The 17,700-nt window shown below is 36.1% G+C and carries 19 protein-coding genes; 7 read left to right on the top strand and 12 right to left on the bottom strand.

Annotation, left to right across the window (positions count from 1 at the left end; translation table 11 throughout):
• Positions 1 to 55: 55 nt before the first annotated feature.
• Together KKI44_RS03025 and KKI44_RS03030 are read right to left on the bottom strand one after the other, a co-directional pair.
• Complete coding sequence (locus KKI44_RS03025) at positions 56 to 868, bottom strand: anti-sigma factor domain-containing protein (RefSeq protein ID WP_214589783.1); 813 nt, start codon at positions 866 to 868, stop codon at positions 56 to 58.
• Between the two features lies 1 nt (position 869).
• Positions 870 to 1,322 carry an RNA polymerase sigma factor gene (locus KKI44_RS03030; RefSeq protein ID WP_250902148.1) on the bottom strand — a complete coding sequence of 151 codons (453 nt, stop codon included), beginning with the start codon at positions 1,320 to 1,322 and terminating at the stop codon, positions 870 to 872.
• Between the two features lie 362 nt (positions 1,323 to 1,684).
• Between KKI44_RS03030 and KKI44_RS03035 the strand changes: the two genes are divergently transcribed.
• From KKI44_RS03035 to KKI44_RS03045, 3 genes are all read left to right on the top strand, one after another.
• Positions 1,685 to 2,254, top strand: a complete 570-nt coding sequence (locus KKI44_RS03035) for a fasciclin domain-containing protein (RefSeq protein ID WP_214589784.1) — start codon at positions 1,685 to 1,687, stop codon at positions 2,252 to 2,254.
• A gap of 104 nt (positions 2,255 to 2,358) precedes the next feature.
• Positions 2,359 to 3,066, top strand: a complete 708-nt coding sequence (locus tag KKI44_RS03040; protein ID WP_076390204.1) for a ferritin-like domain-containing protein — start codon at positions 2,359 to 2,361, stop codon at positions 3,064 to 3,066.
• 24 nt (positions 3,067 to 3,090) lie between these two features.
• Positions 3,091 to 3,906, top strand: coding sequence for a ferritin-like domain-containing protein (locus tag KKI44_RS03045; protein ID WP_076390205.1), 816 nt, complete (start codon positions 3,091 to 3,093; stop codon positions 3,904 to 3,906).
• An 87-nt stretch (positions 3,907 to 3,993) separates the two neighbouring features.
• Here the strand turns inward: KKI44_RS03045 and KKI44_RS03050 are convergent, their stop codons facing one another.
• Positions 3,994 to 4,914 carry a DUF3078 domain-containing protein gene (locus KKI44_RS03050; RefSeq protein ID WP_214589785.1) on the bottom strand — a complete coding sequence of 307 codons (921 nt, stop codon included), beginning with the start codon at positions 4,912 to 4,914 and terminating at the stop codon, positions 3,994 to 3,996.
• 149 nt (positions 4,915 to 5,063) lie between these two features.
• Positions 5,064 to 5,597 carry a carboxymuconolactone decarboxylase family protein gene (locus tag KKI44_RS03055; RefSeq protein ID WP_214589786.1) on the bottom strand — a complete coding sequence of 178 codons (534 nt, stop codon included), beginning with the start codon at positions 5,595 to 5,597 and terminating at the stop codon, positions 5,064 to 5,066.
• A gap of 357 nt (positions 5,598 to 5,954) precedes the next feature.
• On the opposite strand from KKI44_RS03055, the gene KKI44_RS03060 reads away from it, so the two are divergent.
• Positions 5,955 to 6,806 (top strand): AraC family transcriptional regulator, encoded by an 852-nt coding sequence (locus KKI44_RS03060; RefSeq protein WP_214589787.1) that lies wholly within the window; start codon positions 5,955 to 5,957, stop codon positions 6,804 to 6,806.
• Between the two features lie 180 nt (positions 6,807 to 6,986).
• On the opposite strand, the gene KKI44_RS03065 is transcribed toward KKI44_RS03060, so the two are convergent.
• From KKI44_RS03065 to KKI44_RS03075, 3 genes are all read right to left on the bottom strand, one after another.
• A complete protein-coding gene (locus KKI44_RS03065) occupies positions 6,987 to 7,694 on the bottom strand; it encodes a DUF421 domain-containing protein (RefSeq protein ID WP_214589788.1) in 708 nt (235 codons plus the stop codon).
• Between the two features lie 109 nt (positions 7,695 to 7,803).
• Positions 7,804 to 8,340, bottom strand: coding sequence for a GNAT family N-acetyltransferase (locus tag KKI44_RS03070; protein ID WP_214589789.1), 537 nt, complete (start codon positions 8,338 to 8,340; stop codon positions 7,804 to 7,806).
• A 58-nt stretch (positions 8,341 to 8,398) separates the two neighbouring features.
• Positions 8,399 to 9,166 carry an MBL fold metallo-hydrolase gene (locus KKI44_RS03075; protein ID WP_214589790.1) on the bottom strand — a complete coding sequence of 256 codons (768 nt, stop codon included), beginning with the start codon at positions 9,164 to 9,166 and terminating at the stop codon, positions 8,399 to 8,401.
• 93 nt (positions 9,167 to 9,259) lie between these two features.
• On the opposite strand from KKI44_RS03075, the gene KKI44_RS03080 reads away from it, so the two are divergent.
• A complete protein-coding gene (locus tag KKI44_RS03080; RefSeq protein ID WP_214589791.1) occupies positions 9,260 to 9,580 on the top strand; it encodes a winged helix-turn-helix transcriptional regulator in 321 nt (106 codons plus the stop codon).
• 179 nt (positions 9,581 to 9,759) lie between these two features.
• Here the strand turns inward: KKI44_RS03080 and bioA are convergent, their stop codons facing one another.
• The 5 genes from bioA to KKI44_RS03105 form a co-directional block, all read right to left on the bottom strand.
• Positions 9,760 to 11,031 carry an adenosylmethionine--8-amino-7-oxononanoate transaminase gene (gene bioA, locus KKI44_RS03085; RefSeq protein ID WP_214589792.1) on the bottom strand — a complete coding sequence of 424 codons (1,272 nt, stop codon included), beginning with the start codon at positions 11,029 to 11,031 and terminating at the stop codon, positions 9,760 to 9,762.
• Between the two features lie 312 nt (positions 11,032 to 11,343).
• A complete protein-coding gene (gene bioB / locus KKI44_RS03090) occupies positions 11,344 to 12,324 on the bottom strand; it encodes a biotin synthase BioB (protein WP_214589793.1) in 981 nt (326 codons plus the stop codon).
• Positions 12,321 to 12,971 carry a dethiobiotin synthase gene (gene bioD, locus KKI44_RS03095; protein ID WP_250902149.1) on the bottom strand — a complete coding sequence of 217 codons (651 nt, stop codon included), beginning with the start codon at positions 12,969 to 12,971 and terminating at the stop codon, positions 12,321 to 12,323. The genes bioB and bioD overlap by 4 nt, the downstream gene beginning before the upstream one ends.
• Positions 12,972 to 13,283: 312 nt before the next feature.
• A complete protein-coding gene (locus KKI44_RS03100) occupies positions 13,284 to 14,393 on the bottom strand; it encodes an aminotransferase class I/II-fold pyridoxal phosphate-dependent enzyme (RefSeq protein ID WP_214589794.1) in 1,110 nt (369 codons plus the stop codon).
• Entirely contained in the window at positions 14,383 to 15,009 is a 627-nt protein-coding gene (locus KKI44_RS03105) for a hypothetical protein (RefSeq protein ID WP_375181596.1), read from the bottom strand. Before KKI44_RS03105 ends, KKI44_RS03100 begins: the two co-directional genes overlap by 11 nt.
• Before the next feature lie 65 nt (positions 15,010 to 15,074).
• Between KKI44_RS03105 and KKI44_RS03110 the strand changes: the two genes are divergently transcribed.
• A complete protein-coding gene (locus tag KKI44_RS03110; RefSeq protein WP_214589795.1) occupies positions 15,075 to 16,559 on the top strand; it encodes a PLP-dependent aminotransferase family protein in 1,485 nt (494 codons plus the stop codon).
• Positions 16,560 to 16,616: 57 nt separating this feature from the next.
• Positions 16,617 to 17,633 (top strand): ligase-associated DNA damage response exonuclease, encoded by a 1,017-nt coding sequence (locus KKI44_RS03115; RefSeq protein WP_214589796.1) that lies wholly within the window; start codon positions 16,617 to 16,619, stop codon positions 17,631 to 17,633.
• The last annotated feature ends 67 nt before the right edge of the window (positions 17,634 to 17,700 follow it).

Genomic DNA, 17,700 nt, shown 5'->3' on the forward strand with positions numbered 1-17,700 from the left:
ATCAACAAAAAAGACCGACATTTCCGTCGGTCTTTATATTTTAAATTTTATTGAATTAAACTCCTCCCATCACATACATATTTTCCATTGTAGGAACCGGACTTCCGCCCTTTTTTTCCAGTGTAATGGCAAAAGCCTGAGCATTGGTGATGTTGGCAAGAGCAATCTTGCTGTCTTTTTCTTCAGTATACATACCTGCATCCACAGGTTTTCCGTCTGCAATCGCCCAAAGCTGATACTGCATTCCTTCCGGAGCTTTTGGTAAACTTTCGGCATCAAGATAAACATCTTTAGTCTTGGTATCCCAGAAAACCATTGCTTTGGAATCGGTGTGTTTTTCTACGCCTTTCAGTTTTACCATTTTCATATCAGGATTGGAAATCATTTCCATTTTCTGATTCATTTTCTGCATTGCAAGATTCTGAGCATTTTTCTCAGTTTCCATTTTTGCAATGGCTGCTTTTGTTTCTTTCTGGCTGTTCATCCAGAAAATATTTCCGCCAACGCTTACCAGAAGCAGAACCGATGCTGCAACGGTATATACTTTCCAGTTATTATTTCCCTGAATTCTTATCTCTTCCTGTGGTTTTGCTGCAGGAATATCTGCAGAAAATACAGGCTTTTCTTCTTCTTCAGCAGTCTGTTCCTGCTGAATTCTGTTCCAAATCTTTGATTTTAAATCTGCCGGAGGTGCGACTGCCTGTGCCGTTGCAAGATCTTCCAGTGTTTTCTGTGCTTCTTCAAAAGCAGTTTTTACTTCTGCATTGTTTTTCATCACACACTCCAAAATACCCGCCTCCTCAGGAGAAGCAAGACCTAGAATATAAGATTCTATGATTCCGGATGATATGTATTCTTTAGTGTTCAATTTATTGATAATCTTTTAGCAAATCTTTTAATTTCATAAGTGCATTCCTCATTTTAGTTTTAACCGTTCCCAGCGGTATCTTCAGTTTTTCGGATATTTCATTTTGTGTATATCCCTGATAATACGCGAGATCGATAAGTTCCTTTTTGTCAGTTTCCAGACTTTCAAGCACGTTGGCAAAACCGATGTAATCGGAAGAGTTGTTGGTTGTTGAAAGCTCTGCAGAATTATATACGAAATCCGGAAGCGATTGGTTTTTCAGTTCATTCTGAAAACCTTTGGATTTTAAATAATCGATCGCTGTATTTCTTGCTATATTTATCATCCAGGTATAAAACCTGCCCTTCGAAGCATCATATTGGTGGATAGAATTCCATATTTTAACAAAAACGTCCTGAATGATCTCTTCTGTATATTCCTTAGACTGAACAATTCGAAGAATTACTCCGTACAATGCACCTGAATAGTGATCATACAGATGATGAAAACCGGTTTCGTTTTTTTCTTTTAATAAAACGATTAGCTGCTCTTCAGAATATTTTGTTTTAATAGTAAATTATTTTACTCATCAAAAGTAACAATAATATTAATGATAACCAAATTTTAAAAACTCTTTTAAATCTTTATTAAAATAGAGTATATATTAACAGATTGTGAACAATATTCATCTATTTCAAAACAAATATAAAATTTAATAACCTGTTTTTCAATTACTTGTGATTTTTATTCAATTTTTTAAATCCAAAATAAAACCGAGTTCGTAAATGATTTTAAGAACAGACAAATCAAATAATTTATCATTAAAAATCAAAAGAAATGAATACAAGATCAAAAATCGCAGTTTTAGGAATGGTGGCTTTATCATTCGCTTTTAGTGGAAACGCTACCGCACAGACAATGAAGGAAAAAACAGTAATGGTTGGCGGAGCGCCGATGTATCCTTCAAAAAACATTATCGAGAATGCAGTAAATTCTAAAGATCACAAAACATTGGTGGCTGCCGTAAAAGCTGCAGGTCTTGTAGAAACTTTACAGGGAGCAGGACCTTTCACAGTATTTGCGCCTACAGATGCAGCTTTTGCAAAACTTCCAAAAGGAACAGTAGCAAATCTTGTAAAGCCTGAAAACAAAGAAATGCTTACAAAAATCCTTACTTACCACGTTCTACCTGGAAAATACAGCTCTAAACAGGTTTGGGCAGCTGTAAAAGCAGGAAACGGTAAAGCAATGATGAAAACAGTAGAAGGTGAAGAACTTACTTTCTGGGCAAAAGGTAAAAATCTTTATGTAAGAGACACTAAAGGGAACGATGCAAAAATAACCATTGCAGACGTTAACCAATCCAATGGTGTAATTCATGTTATCGATACGGTATTAATGCCATAATAATTTTTAAGTGTGAGAAACAGCATAATATTTATGCTGTTTTCTTTCAAACTTATTTAAAACACATTAACAATATATAAATCTCTACACTAAAAAATAATATTATGAAAAAAACTATTAATGTGTCTAACCAGGGAGCGACTCTGGATACAGGCAGAAGAAATTTTTTGAAACTGAGCGGTGTAGGTCTTGCTCTTGCAGGTCTTACCATGATCGGTTGTGATGACGATAATTTCGATATGGTTGAAAATAACGTTTTCGACCTTGGAAAAGGTGACGTGGGTGTATTAAATTATGCTTATGCACTTGAACAGTTGGAAGCAGACTTCTATACTAAGGTTGTTAATAATTTCTACTCCGGAATATCAAATGCCGAAAAACAACTTTTTACAGATCTTTATCATCATGAAGTAATCCACAGAGACTTCTTTAAGGCAGCGATCAGCGGAGCAACATCCAATGTATTGCCTACTCTGGAATTTCAATATCCAAATGTAAATTTTAACGACAGAAACTCTGTACTGGCTACTGCAAAAGCATTGGAAGATACAGGAGTTGCAGCGTACAACGGAGCTGGAAAATACATTACCAACGCAGATTATCTTGTAATTGCAGGTAAAATTGTTTCCGTAGAAGCAAGACACGCTTCAGCGATCAGAAACCTTATCAACCCCGGAACTGCGGCTTTCTCTGGTGATGATGTGATTGATGCTAACGGACTGGATCTTGCCAAAGAACCAAAAGAAGTTGTATCTGCAGCAGGAGGATTTTTCAAAACACCTTTCACTTGGAAAGAACAGGGAATCGGTTAATTATTCACTTCAAAAAATTACATTATGAATATTCTTAAATTACTAGATAAGCTTTCTGATGATAAATTCTTCACTACAGAAACATCAAGATTAGAAACACTTACCAATATTTCATCTTTCGGGAAAAAAGCGGCTATTGCTGCGGTACCTTTCGGATTGGGAGCTTTGATGACGACTCCTGCAAAAGCTGAAACCACAGATACTACCAAAAATGCAACATTCTTTAAAAGCGCTTTAACGGATGCATTACAATTAGCTTTGGTTTTAGAATATCTTGAAAATGAATATTATGCATTAGGATTAGCGGCTTCGTCTCTAATTCCGAGTGCAGACCGTGTAGTATTTATGCAGATCGCAAAACATGAATCTGCACACGTAACCTTTCTGAAAAATACTTTAACTTCTTTGGGAGTAACTCCGGGAGCCAAACCAACTTTCGATTTTACGGCGAACGGAAGTTTTTCACCTTTTACAGATTACAATCAGTTCCTCGTTTTAGCGCAGGCTTTTGAAGATACAGGAGTAAGAGCGTATAAAGGACAGGCAGGAAACGTAATGTCTAACAAGACTGTTCTTCAGGCAGCATTACAGATTCACTCGGTAGAAGCGAGACACGCTTCACAGGTGAGAAGAATGAGAGCGAATAAAGGATGGATAGAATTGGCAGACGGAGGAAATATGCCTTCTGCAACCAACCCTGTTTACGCAGGAGAAGGCAATACAAATCAGGCAGGCTTTAATACCGCTACAGCTTTTGGAGCTGCTGCAGGTTCTGCTGCCTATGACGAAATTTTAAGTGGAAGTGATGCCCAGGCAATTGCATCATTATTCATTGTCTGAGGAGTTTTTACCTTAAATTTTTAGCTGTTTAATCCCTTTCCGATATGTTCGGAAAGGGATTTTGAAAATATTAAAAAAAACTGTTAATTATTTTTTCATCCATGTCTGATTTTCTTTATTGTCAGAACGTTTTCTGCCATTATCAACATTATAGGCGAAACCAACCCCTAAAGTCTGTTTTAGCTGTGTTTTGGCAATCTGGTTATGATCATACAATAAGTCCAGAGTAACGTTGGTAGAAATGAACTTATTAATTTTCATATTTAAAATTCCGCTGTAGGCAAGCACGAGTCTTTCCGGATGATCGAGATAATTGGAAAAAACAGAACCTGTATTAATCAGGGTGATATTATCCATGATCTTCAGCTTGTATATAGCTGTTCCCAAAAAACCGAATTGAAATAAAGATGAATCGCCGTCATTTTTTAATCCATAAATTCCCTTATACTGAAGATCTTTATCCAGTACAAAAGTCCATCTTGCATTCGCAGGACGTATTGTAGCCGTAAAATTGTCATTAGGTCTGTACGTTACCCCTGCTCCCATATTCAGGTAACCGGGAGCCATGAAATTTGAAATTTTAGCTGCATCAGGATTATTTCCGTCCGCATATCCCGGAGCAAACTGCGTCTGCAAACTGGCTCCTGCAGAGATGTACCAGTTTTTTGCAAATTCTCTTCCGTAATTGGTCGAAAGATTAATGACATCCTGAGTTTTTCTTGTTCCTACTCCTTTCGTATTATTTTGTCCGTATCCTAAAATAATAATGTTTTCCCAAAGATCTTTCCCCTTTTCGTAGGTAAGATTATAGTTTACTCCGGCAAGCCATCCCACATTATTGGCTCCTCCTCCAACCCAGTTGGAAAAAGCAGCCTGATTCAGCATTAAGGTATTCTGCCCCTGAATGCTCCAGACTTTTGCAGTATCAGAAACAGTAGCTTCGCTTTTTTCCTGAGCCGATAAATGAATCCCTAGTAAAACGATAAACGGAAGTAATTTTCTTTTCATAGGTTTATATTTTAGTTTAAAATTAAAAATAAAATTTAATGATTTATTAAAAATTTTGAACTTAAATGAATTTATCTGAAATTATTTTACGTCATTATACAAAAAAAACTGTTCGCAATAAGGAACAGTTTTAAAAAAAATAATGTGAATTAAATTGCTTTTGCCAAAGGCCAGTCGATGGGAACTTCAGTGGCTGCAAAAAGATAATTGGTTATTATTTTATCGCCTGTTAAAACAATTACATCTACGAGACTTCCCTTTGTATACCCTTCTTTAAAAAAGTTTTCTTTTATTTCATCAGAAATCGCTCCTTTATTTTGAGCAATAGATTGTACTATCTTCGCCAATGCATCCAATTTCGAGTCAAATGAAACGTCTGCTTTTCTTATCTCAATAATCTGTTCATCTGTGAAACCGTTCATTTTAGCGATGGCTGTATGAGCACTTAAACAATATAAACAGTTATTGAACTGGCTTACCACAAGATTTACCACTTCTTTCTCCTTTGCTTTTAAGGAAGTTTTAGAGCTTTGTAATGCAATATACGTTGAAAGGGCATTTTCCGAATGGGCAAAAGTTGCATACAAATTGGGTACAAAGCCAATTCCTTTTTCTAAATTTTCAAAAATTGCCTGATTTGCTGCTGATACTTGTTCTTTTTGAGGAACTTCAAAATTTTTCATTGTTTTTAATTTGTTTAATTAATTTTACAATACAAAGTTGCGGTTTCAGGAAAGGCAATTCCATAGCAGAATTTCCCGAAAGATTTAGATTTTTTCCTTTTCTGACTTTTTAAAAGTTTTTCTGAATTAAAATGAAATTTTAGTAATGCTGTTTAACTAATTTCAGAATAAACCGCAAAAGGGACAAAAGATAATGATAAAGGAAATTTCCAGAATAATCCAAGTGCTCAAAGGAATAAAAATCAAAGATTTTTAAAAACTATTGTAAGCTTTTCATTTATAATCACCAACTTTAAATAAAAGTTTAGTTTATCTTTTGCTACTTTTGCGGTTACATAAGAAGTTCAAACAGATTTAATGATTTATTCTTTAAATAATAGACAGACCGGCTCCGAATGCCGGCTTTTTGTACATCCCGAACTATTCGACCGGGATTTTTACGGGAAAGACCGGGAGAAAAAGCTGCTTACCATTGCCTGGAACAAAGGCGAAGACCAAAAAGTAATCATTGACGGGATTGAATATATTTTTAGATCGGGAACCGTTCTTTGTCTTATGGTCAATCAGTCTTTTCAGTTTGAAGATTCCTCCCGAATCGTTGCATGGCAGTTTAACAGAGATTTTTACTGTATTGAAACGCACGATGAAGAAGTGAGCTGTGTCGGATTTCTGTTTTACGGTTCAGCCGACATCATGTTTATTGCTGTTGATGAAAAAGATCATGAAAAATTATCATTTTTACAAAGCATTTTTATTGAGGAGTTTCAGGAAATCGACGGAATTCAGGAGGATATGATCCGGATGCTCATCAAAAGACTCATCATTATTATTACAAGGCTTGGAAAAAAGCAGTTTTTAAAAGATGATTTTCCCGAAGTAAAGCTGGATATCATCAGAAGTTTTAATCTTTTGGTGGAAAAGAACTACAAAACTCAGCATTCTGTAAAATTTTATGCAGATCAGCTTCATAAATCGCCAAAGACTTTATCCAACCTATTCAGATTGTACAACAGCCAGAGTCCGTCGTCTGTTATTCAGCAGAGAATATTTCTTGAAGCAAAGAGACTTTTGCTGTTTACCGATAAATCTGTAAAGGAAATTACCTATGAACTGGGGTTTGAAGACGTGTCGTATTTCAGTAATTTTTTCAAGAGACTTTCAGGAAATACACCTGTTTCATTTAAAAAGAAAAAGCCTGTAAAGAAATAAAAAAGATGATTTTAAACCAATTAGTTTTATCTATTGACATCATGAAAAAAATATGTTATTTTTTTTCTGAAAATATTAGGTTCGAAAATCATTTTTTAATTATATTTGTGAATCGAAATAATTTTTTTTCATCATTTGTGTTTTTTTAGGCTCCTTTCTAAGGAGTCTTTTTTGTTTTTATCAGGTAACGCGTTTCTTGTTACTCGAAGCTACCCATTCATCTTTTTTACATTTGCTGCAGTTTCCTGCCATACCTTTCGGCTTTTCTTCCGTATATCCGCAGAATGTGCATGAATAAAATCCCTGATGAACAATCGTTTTCACAGGATGATCCAGAGAATCCGGCATAATCGGAAGTCCGTACTTTACTCTTTCATCTTCGAAATAAAACACACTGATTTCTCCGGAAATTTCTTCAATGGCACTTTCAATCTGCCCAAGTTGGGAAATTCCTTTTAACCTTAATTCAGCAAAAAATTCATCACTCCCCAGATTTTCTTTTTTAAAATTTTCAATGGAAAATTCTCCGTTTTCGATCAGGCAGATCGATTTTCCCTCAATAAGCTGTTCGATTTTCTTATTTTTTGCGATAAAATAGGTTACAATGGTGTACAGAAGAATAATAACCGCAAATACGATAAAGGATGAAACAATTCCGACATCTTTATTAAACATAGGATCTCCCGCTGCAGAACCAAGTCCGATAATAACCACCAGTTCGAAAATAGAAAGCTGCTTCACTCCCCTCTTTCCCAAAACTCTTAATCCTATGATAATGGTAATGAACATAATGGCGGTGCGGAGAATGATTTCCAGAATAAAAGACCATTCTTCGTGTCCCATTAAAAGCTCTTTCCAGTCTAATTGTAACAGAAATACGGATAGCATATAAAATTTATTTTTGCAAGGTTCAAAAAATAAGCCAAGCAAAAGAAAAATGCATCATGAACGTTTGTACTGAAAATAAAAGCCGCCTCTGTTGAAACGGCTTTTTCCTTTATTCTTTAATCCATTCTTCGCGGAGCAAAGCGTAGATTACATCATCTGTCCAGTTGTTTTTCCAGAATAGACTTTTCACAAAATGACCTTCTTTTCTAAAACCAATGCGTTCCATCAGTTTAAGAGAATCAATATTTTCCGGATCTATGGAAGCCATGATCCTGTGTTTTTTCAGATCACTGAAAAGAAAATTAATCACTCCTTTTAACGCTTCAGAAGCATATCCTCTTCCCTGAAAGTCTTTATTTAAAGTAATTCCTAATTCCACCTGCAAATTTTCTGCACCAAAAAAATGAATTCCGATATCGCCGATCACAGCTTTTGTATCTTTTTCCGTAATTAAAACCTGATACCAGCTTTCCGGCTGATTAAATTCTTTGTTATTTCTTTCAATAAACTGTTCAACATCCTCCAACGTTTCAGGAATCCAGCTCTGAAATTTATTCGCTTCCGCATCAGAACGATAATTAAAAACTGCCTGTTTATCGTCCAAAGTTATATCCCGAATCAGTAATCTTTCTGTTTCTAAATGCATCTTTTATAATTTGATCCGGCTAAATTAAGATTTAATCTCAAATCTTAAAACAAGAGATTTAAACACTTAATTCAGCTTCTTCACCATCATTCAGCACAAAACATCTTTCTTCCAAACCATTTTCCTTAATTTTTTCTTTAATGAATTTTCTGTCTTCTTTTGCATGACTTACACTTTCCAGATGTGTTACCCAGATTTTTGAATTCGGCGCAGATTCACAGACTTTTACAATATCATGACTCGTCATCACAATCGGATCTCCCACGACAAAAGTTGCGGCTCCTCCTGCAACAACAATGTGTTCCGGCTGATGTTTTTTAATTGCCTGTTCCACTTCTTCACACCAGATACTATCTCCGACAATATAAACAGACTGTTCAGCATTTTTAAAGACAAACCCATGAACTACGCCCATCTGTTCTTCAATTTCCCCTGTTCCGTGATGTCCGTCCGTTAAAGAAATTTCAATATTTTTAAACTGTATTGTATCGTTAAAAGCAATCACATTTTTAAATCCAGCCTCGGAAATCTGTTTGGAAATGATTTCAGGACAAATAATGGGTACATTTTTATCTAAAAGTTCAATTGCTTTCGGATCCCAATGATCGGGATGAAGATGTGTAACGGCTACCGCATCAATCGTTTTTAACTTTTCCTGCAGTTCTTCTTCAGCGAAAGGTAAATCAATTAATGGATTCAATAATTCATTGTCTACCATCGGAAATTGTCCCAAAGAACCTTTTTCACCTAACATCGGATCAATTAAAATTTTCAGTCCATCAATATTTAAAAGCAGCGTTGCATTTCGCCATAATTGTAATTTCATTTTCTTTAATTTTGTATCTGCAAAGCTATTATTTAAGTGAAATTAAATAATCGATGGTTACCAAAAGGTGCACTATATACAATTTTGTAACGTATGACATTTGAAGAATTTAAAAACTGCGGACTGAGAAAAACATTAGACATGATCTCCGGAAAGTGGAAACCGCTTATTTTATCGAATCTTTTTGAGGAAAAAGAAGTCCGTTTTGTGGAATTATGGAGAAAAATGCCTAAAGTTTCTAAAAAAGTTCTAGCAGAACAGCTCAAACAAATGGAGGAAGATCATATCATTCAACGGGTTGAAGTCTACAATTTTCCTCCGGAAGTATATTATAAATTAACGGAAAGAGCCAAAAAGCTTGGTCCTATCCTTGATGAACTTCACCAATGGGGAAACGAACATCAGAAGATTTAAAATCATTTAATTGATTTATCACTTTTACTAATAAATGCTTCGACAGGTTTAGTCTGACAATGTTAAAATATTGCGGTTAGTATTCGAGATGCCACCCTGAGCTTGTCGAAGGGACACTATTAGAAAACCAATTACTGATAGTTATTCTACAATATTAATTAATGGGATAAGTCAATCATTCAATTATTGAAGCCATCCAAAACTTCAAGAATATTCCGATACACAAAATCCAGTTCTTCAGGCGTAATGCAGTAAGGCGGAACAAGATACATCACATTTCCTAATGGACGCATGATGATTCCTCTTTTTAAAAATTCACGATACAAAATCTTCCCGATTTCGTTAAAATAGGACGTTTTTTCATCATTTTTAATTTCCCAGGCGATAATCGTTCCGGTCTGTCTCACATTTTCAACTTTCGGATGATTTTTTAAAATCTGAGAAAAATTGAAATGTTTCTGACTGATTAGATTGATTTTTTCCAGCGTTTCTTCTTTCAAAAGCAATTCCATACTTGCCAAAGCCGCTGCACACGCTAAAGGATTCGCCGTGAAAGAATGACCGTGAAATAACGTCTTATACTTATCATCCGACAAAAACGCGTCGAAAATCTGTTGTGAAGAAGTCGTAATTCCCATCGGCATTGTTCCGCCTGTCAGTCCCTTTGAAAAACACATGATATCCGGTTTTTCCGAAAGATAATTTGCCGCAAACAGCTTTCCGGTTCTTCCGAAACCTGTAAAAACTTCATCCTGAATCATTAAAATTCCGTTTTCTCTGCAAAATTTCATCAGTTCTGATAAATCTTCAGCTTCGTGCATCAACATTCCCGCGGCTCCCTGAATCAGCGGTTCGTAAATGAAGCACGCAATTTCTTCAGAATGATTTTTTATGATGGCTTTTAAATCTTCCATATTTTCAGAAGTCGGCGGATCAATAAAGATCACTTCAAAAAGCATTTCCCCGAAAGGTTTTGTCCAGACACTTCTTCCGCTCACCGACATCGCTCCGAAAGTATCGCCATGATAAGCCTCTTTAAAAGCCAGAATTTTCGTCTTTTCTTTTCCCTGATTATGCCAGTACTGAATACACATTTTCAGTGCCACTTCCACCGCAGTAGAACCATTATCCGAATAAAAAACCTTCTCCTGATTTTCTGGCAGCAGTTTCAGTAAATTCTCAGAAAGCTGAATGGCTGGTTCGTGTGTAAATCCCGCAAAAATAACCTGTTCCAGCGTATTCAACTGCTCAGAAACTCTTTGTGCAATGTACGGATTCGCGTGACCGTGAAGCGTAACCCACCACGAAGCGACTGCATCGATGTATTTTTTTCCGTCTTCATCATAAAGATAAATTCCGCTTCCTTTCACGATCGGGATTGCATCTTCCGCTGTTTTCATCTGCGTGTAAGGATGCCAGTTGACGGCTCTGTCGCGCTCTTGTAAATTCATAAATAATTGTTCGTAATGTTTAATTTTATCAATGGTGAATTGTTAATCGTAAATTGTAAACGCAAAGATTTTATTTCCATGTTAATATTTTAAGCTAAGCAAAGTAAAGCAGATTTCATCTGCCATTAAGCAACCGCTTCATCATCCGTCTCTGACGGAAATTTCTTTGCTTTACTCATTATTAAAACAAAACATTTTTCTTTGCGTTTAATCATTCTTTACTTTAATAGATAAGTACTGAAAGTATAAATAGAATTCAATGCTGAATTGTTATTTTCACACTCCAAAAATTCACTATTGACCATTCACTTTTCAGCACATCGTTTTCTCCTTCATCATCGGCTTTAATCCCAAAGTCTGCAGCATCTGCATATCCTCAGAAACACCCGGATTTGGCGTTACCAGAAGCGTTTCTCTTTCCCCTGTAAAGATCGAGTTGGCTCCCGCCATGAAACACCATCCCTGCTCAAATTCAGTCATTTCAATTCTTCCTGCGCTTAAACGAACCATTGATGAAGGCATTACAATTCTTGCCGTGGCGATCATTCTTACCATTTCCCAGGTATTCGTTTTTTCATTATCCTGAAGCGGCGTTCCTTCCACTCTTGCCAATGCATTGATCGGGACAGATTCCGGATGTTTCGGCATTGTTGCCAATGTTAAAAGCATCGAAATCCGGTCCTTTGGCGTTTCTCCCAATCCGATGATTCCTCCCGAACAAACCGTAATTCCGGCTTTTCTTACATTATTAATCGTATTGATTCTGTTGTCGAATGTTCTTGTGGAAATAATTTCGTCGTAATATTCCTCAGAAGTATCCAGATTGTGATTGTATGCATACAAACCTGCTTCCTGAAGGCGTTTTGCCTGATCTTCCGTTAACATTCCCAACGTACAGCACACTTCCAGTCCAAGTTCATTCACCCCTTTTACCATATCAATAACACGGTCGAAATCACGATTGTCACGCACTTCTCTCCACGCCGCAGCCATACAGAAGCGCGACGAACCGCCTTCTTTTGCTTTTTTCGCGTGTTCTATGACCGTTTCTGTCAGCAGTAAAGCCTGAACTTTAATATTCGTATGATAACGCGCTGCCTGTCCACAATACGAACAGTCTTCCGGACAGCCTCCTGTTTTAATCGAAAGCAATGTAGACATCTGAACTTCTTCAGGATTATGCCACTCCCGATGAACTGTTGCAGCTTTGTAAACAAGTTCCAGAAGCGGAAGATTATAAATTTCTTCTATTTCTTCCTTCGTCCAGTCGTTTCTTAGTTGATTTTTATTCATGATTCTATTTTTTCTAATTGTTTTGCAATACTTTCTATACTTTCTTTTGTTATATTTTCAAGGTCAGGAATTCTTATAATTTCAGTTTCTGATGGAATATTTTCACAAATAACCCTTTCCGTGTCCGGTGGAAAATTTCCGTTGAGAATTAAATAGTTCAGTTTAATTTTCTTTTGGTTTAAAACTAAAACAGACAACAATGTATGATTGATGCAGCCTAAATAATTCTTCACAACCAAAGCAGCGGGAACGTTCAGTTTTTCAATTAAATCAATTATAAATTCATTATCATTCAGCGGAACCATCAATCCTCCCGCTCCTTCTATGATTAAATGATTCTGTGTTTCAGGAAGTTTAAATTCATTCAGATCAATCAGAACTCCTTCTTCCTTTGCCGATTGATGTGGTGATGCAGCCAGTTTAAAACGATATCTTTCCGGATGGCAAACCGTATGTTCTCCTACCCAGTCTTTAATTTTCATCGTATCAGAGTATTCCAGATCTCCGGACTGAGCCGGTTTCCAATACTCTGCCTCAAAATATTTTGTTAAAACCGCCGAACAAACCGTTTTCCCGACTTCTGTCCCGATTCCTGTGACGAAGAGTTTTTTCTGATTCATGTTTTGTATTTCTAATTCAATGTTCATTATTTCAATGTTTTCTTGTCATTTCGACGAAGGAGAAATCTATCCTTTTTTAATCATAAAATTGTTTAAACTGTTTCAGGATTAACCACAAAAGTCACAAAAGACAGTATTAAAGTGAATTTCTATAATAATTAAAGCGCTCAAAAGAATAAAAATCAAAGATTTTTAAAAACTATTGTTACCTTTTTGATTTATAATGATCAACTTTAAATAAAAGTTTAGTTAATCTTTTGTGACTTTTGCGGTTAAATAAAAGTTTAAACAGACTTAATCAATAGATTCATTACTCCCCAATTGAATGATATTTACGTTTTAAACAAATTCTTTAATAATCCCGGTTAACTTCAAAATTTCCTCTTCTGTATTAAAACTGTGAATGCAAATCCTCAGTCTTTCCGTTCCTTCTTTTACCGTTGGACTGAAAACCGCATACGTTAACAATCCACTTTCCGATAAAACGTTCTGTACAATTTTCAACTGATGATTATCCGGAATAATAATGGCTTGAATCGGGCTGTTTTCAGAAGACGGAGTGGCTAAATTCTGCTTACGAAAAATTTTAATGTTTTCCTGAAGTTGAATGTATAATCTACTGTTTGCTTTTAAAAATTCATAACCGCTAGAAATACTCATCCATAGAAAATCGTGCGCTGAAGTCGTATAGATAAAAGGGGATGCAAAATTGATGAGATAAGATTTAATTAAATCATCCGTTAAAATCGCCGCACCATGCGTTCCCAAAGCTTTTCCATAGGTTACAACCGTTGCTGAAACTTTTTCCTGCAGATTAAATTCACTCACCAAACCGTTTCCAAAAACACCGAAAGCGTGGGCTTCATCCACAATTAACTGAGCCTTGTATTTTGCTATGATTTCTGCAATCTCTTTCAAAGGAGCGATGTCTCCGTCCATCGAATAAAGGCTTTCAACAGCAACATAGCAAAGTCCGGTTTGCTTTTTCAGAATCCTTTCTAAATCTTCAATATCATTATGCCTGAATTTCAGTTTTTTAGCATTCGACATCCTACATGCATCATGAACGGAACGATGAATTTTTTCATCCACAATTATGGTATCATGTCGATTGGGAATTGTTGAAAACAAAGCCAGATTCGCATTATAACCAGAAGAAAAAAGCAAAGCCGATTCGTATTGATGTTCTTTGGCTATACATTCTTCTGTTTCAGCAACAATTAAACTATTTCCGCTGATCAGTCTGGAACCTTTACTTCCTTTCAGCAATTCAGGATTTTCGTTGATTTTTTTTAATAAAATCTGCTGAAAATCTTTATTTCCTGCCAATCCCAAATAATCGTTGGAATAAAAATCCACTCCTTCCTTTTGGGATTTTAAAACCCTTAAGGTTCCGTTTTCTTTTCTTTTTTCTAAGGCTTCGTGAAAATGACGAAAATTATTCAGCATAATTTACCTGTAAAATCTCTTTTGAAATGGCATCAATCCATTGGCTATGAAAATCTTTTTCAATCTCTAAAACAATTTCTGCATGAATTTTCCAGTCTTCCGAAAATTCGTCCAACTGATTAATCATTTCCTCCAAATGTCCTTCTTCCTCCAAAATAATTGACTTTACCATAATTTTTGAGGTATATTTTGTCAGAATTTCCTGATAAACAGGATATAATTCATCGGCACGAACCTCAATAGCATATGTTACAAACAGATACGCCGCATATTTTAATTCTTCTTTGCTGAGATTGAAATTTTGCTGAAGATATTTACACGCTTTAATGTCAAGAGAATGAAGATATTGTCTCGTTGCCGTTGCGGCTAAAAGTTCATTGCTATTGTACGTTTTGCAGAATTCAGGATCAATTTTCAGGATCTGTTTTTTAAGATAATAAGCGTGGCGATGTTCTTCCGCAGCGTGTTTTAGCTGTATTAAACTCACTTTAGTCGGATGTTCGCAAGCTGAAATTTTTCTGGCTCCTGCATTTTCCATAAAGGAAAGCGTATTCAGCCATTTTGCGTGCGTTTCATTTTGCTGAACAATTTTTTCTAAAAGACTGTACAATTCCATTCTTTTTTGTTTTGGTTCAAAAGTAGTATATTGCCGGATGGTTACATGGTGCCAGTTTTAAGATTATGGATAGTCCGGTTAAAATTCCTTATCAGAGCTTCATTAAAATCAATAGAAATTCCGAAGTTTCTATTTACATGCAGATTTCCAATCAGCTGATTAATGCCATTCAACGTGGTTTTTTGCCATTCGGAACCAAACTTCCGGGAACAAGAATGTTAAGCGAAATGCTGAATGTTCACAGAAATACCATTGTTTCTGTCTATGAAGAGCTGTTTTCTCAGGGATGGGTGGAAAGTCTTCCCAACAAAGGAACTTTTATCATCGGAAAAGACCAGTATCAGTTTTTGGAATCGAAAAATTCAAAAAAAATTCAGCTCGAAAATTATCCGAAATCAACAGGATTTACCTTCAAAACATCCAATATTTTAGATAATCCTTTTGAATATTCCAATTGTGAATACATTTTTAATGACGGAATTCCCGACATCCGCTTAACTCAAATCGATCAGCATTCCAGAATTTACAGTTCTATCTTAAAAAGAAAAGCACATAAAATAGGACAGTACAATCAGGATGGAAGTGAATTTTTTAAAGAAAATCTTTCTAAATATTTAAATTTATCCAGAGGATTACCTATTTCTAAAAATAACCTTCTGATTACAAGAAGTACCGAAATGAGCATTTATATTGCTTCGGAAATTCTTTTATCTGAAGGTGATATTGTTTTAGTTGCAGAACTGAGCTATTTCTCGGTGAACATGATTTTTCAAAAAGCAGGGGTGAAAATAAAATCAGTCTCCATTGACAATGAAGGAATTAATACGGAAGAAGTCAGGAAAGTTTGTCAACAGCAAAAAGTGAGAATGCTGTATCTTACACCGCATCATCATTATCCCACAACTGTTACATTGAGCGCACAGCGCAGATTAGAGTTGCTGAATCTTGCGAATGAATTTGGTTTTATCATTTTAGAAGACGATTACGATTACGATTTTCATTACGACAAAAGTCCGCTTCTTCCGCTTGCAAGCGCAGATACGAACGGAATGGTGATTTACATCGGTTCTTTCGGAAAATCTTTAGCTCCCGGTTTCCGCACAGGATTTATTGTCGCTCCCGAAAATCTGATGTCTGAAATGAGGAAACATCTGGGAATTATCGACAGACAGGGTGATATTTTAATGGAACACGTTTTGGGTGAAATGATTGCCGAAGGAGAAATTAACCGATATCTGAAAAAATCGTTAAAAATTTATCAGGAAAGAAGAGATTATTTTATTCATCTGATTCAGGAAAGTTTAGGAAATTATATACAATTCGAAAAACCGTCGGGCGGACTTGCGGTCTGGGCGGAATGGCAAATTCCCATTAATTTAATGCAGCTTTCTAAAAACTGTGCGCAAAATAATTTATTTATTCCTAAAACCTTACTTTATCAGAATAAAAATCTAACCGCCATGCGTTTAGGATTTGGAAACCTCAATACCACAGAAATGGAAAAATCGGTTGAAATAGTAACGGATCATGTGAAAAAGATGCTACATTAAAGATTTTTAAATATATTGGTTAGATTTTTGAATGTAAAAAATAACAAAATTGCACCATTGAAACTTATCACATTCACAAATAAAGGCATTTATTGTCCGCAGGGAAAATTTTATATTGATCCTTGGCGACCGGTTGATTTGGCAGTCATTACTCATGGACACGCCGATCACGCACGTTGGGGCATGAAAAAATACTTGTGCCATCATTTTACCAAACCTATTCTGCACAAGAGAATCAGCGAAGATCTTGAAGTTCAGAGCGTGGAATATGGCGAAGTCATCAATATTAATGGCGTAAAAGTTTCACTTCATCCTGCCGGTCACATCATAGGTTCAGCACAGATCCGGTTGGAATACAAAGGCTATGTAAGCGTTGTTTCAGGAGATTATAAAGTTCAGGATGATGGATTAAGTATGCCTTTCGAACTAGTAAGATGTAATGAATTCGTTACCGAAAGCACTTTCGGACTGCCTATTTACAACTGGCTGGAAGTTCCGGATCTGAATAAAAAACTCCAGAACTGGGTACTCAGAAATCAGGAAAATCAAAAAACCTCTGTTTTCATAGGTTATTCTTTGGGAAAAGCACAACGCGTAATGAAAGCCGTTGAAGGAATGGGAAAAATCCACGTCCACTACTCGATCGGAAAACTGAATAAAGCCTTTGAAGAAGTGGGAATCGTACTTCCTGATTACGAAATTCCCGATTTCAGGGAAAGCATCAAGTACGTTGCAGGAGATATTGTAATTGTTCCGCCCGCTTTGCTGGATTCCAATGTCATCAAAAAAATTCCGGATGCCGCAACAGCAATTTGTTCCGGATGGATGCAGGTTCGCGGTGCAAGACGATGGCGGAGTGCCGATGCAGGTTTCCCGATGAGCGATCACGCCGACTGGAAAGGTTTGTTACAGGCTATAAAAGCCACCGAAGCTGAAATCGTTCACGTTACGCACGGGCAGACCGAAGTTTTTTCTAAATATTTAAATGAAATCGGTATTAAATCTGATGTGGTGGAAACGCTTTACGGCGATGATGATGAGGAAGAAAAAGAGAAAGAAATTATTAAAGACTAATAATTATAGCGATGCAGGAAAGCTCCGTAGGAGCGACCTGTTAATAGCCCATCATAATTAACGCTGA

This window comes from Chryseobacterium sp. ZHDP1, assembly GCF_018603435.1.
In the GTDB taxonomy this organism is placed as follows: domain Bacteria; phylum Bacteroidota; class Bacteroidia; order Flavobacteriales; family Weeksellaceae; genus Chryseobacterium; species Chryseobacterium indicum.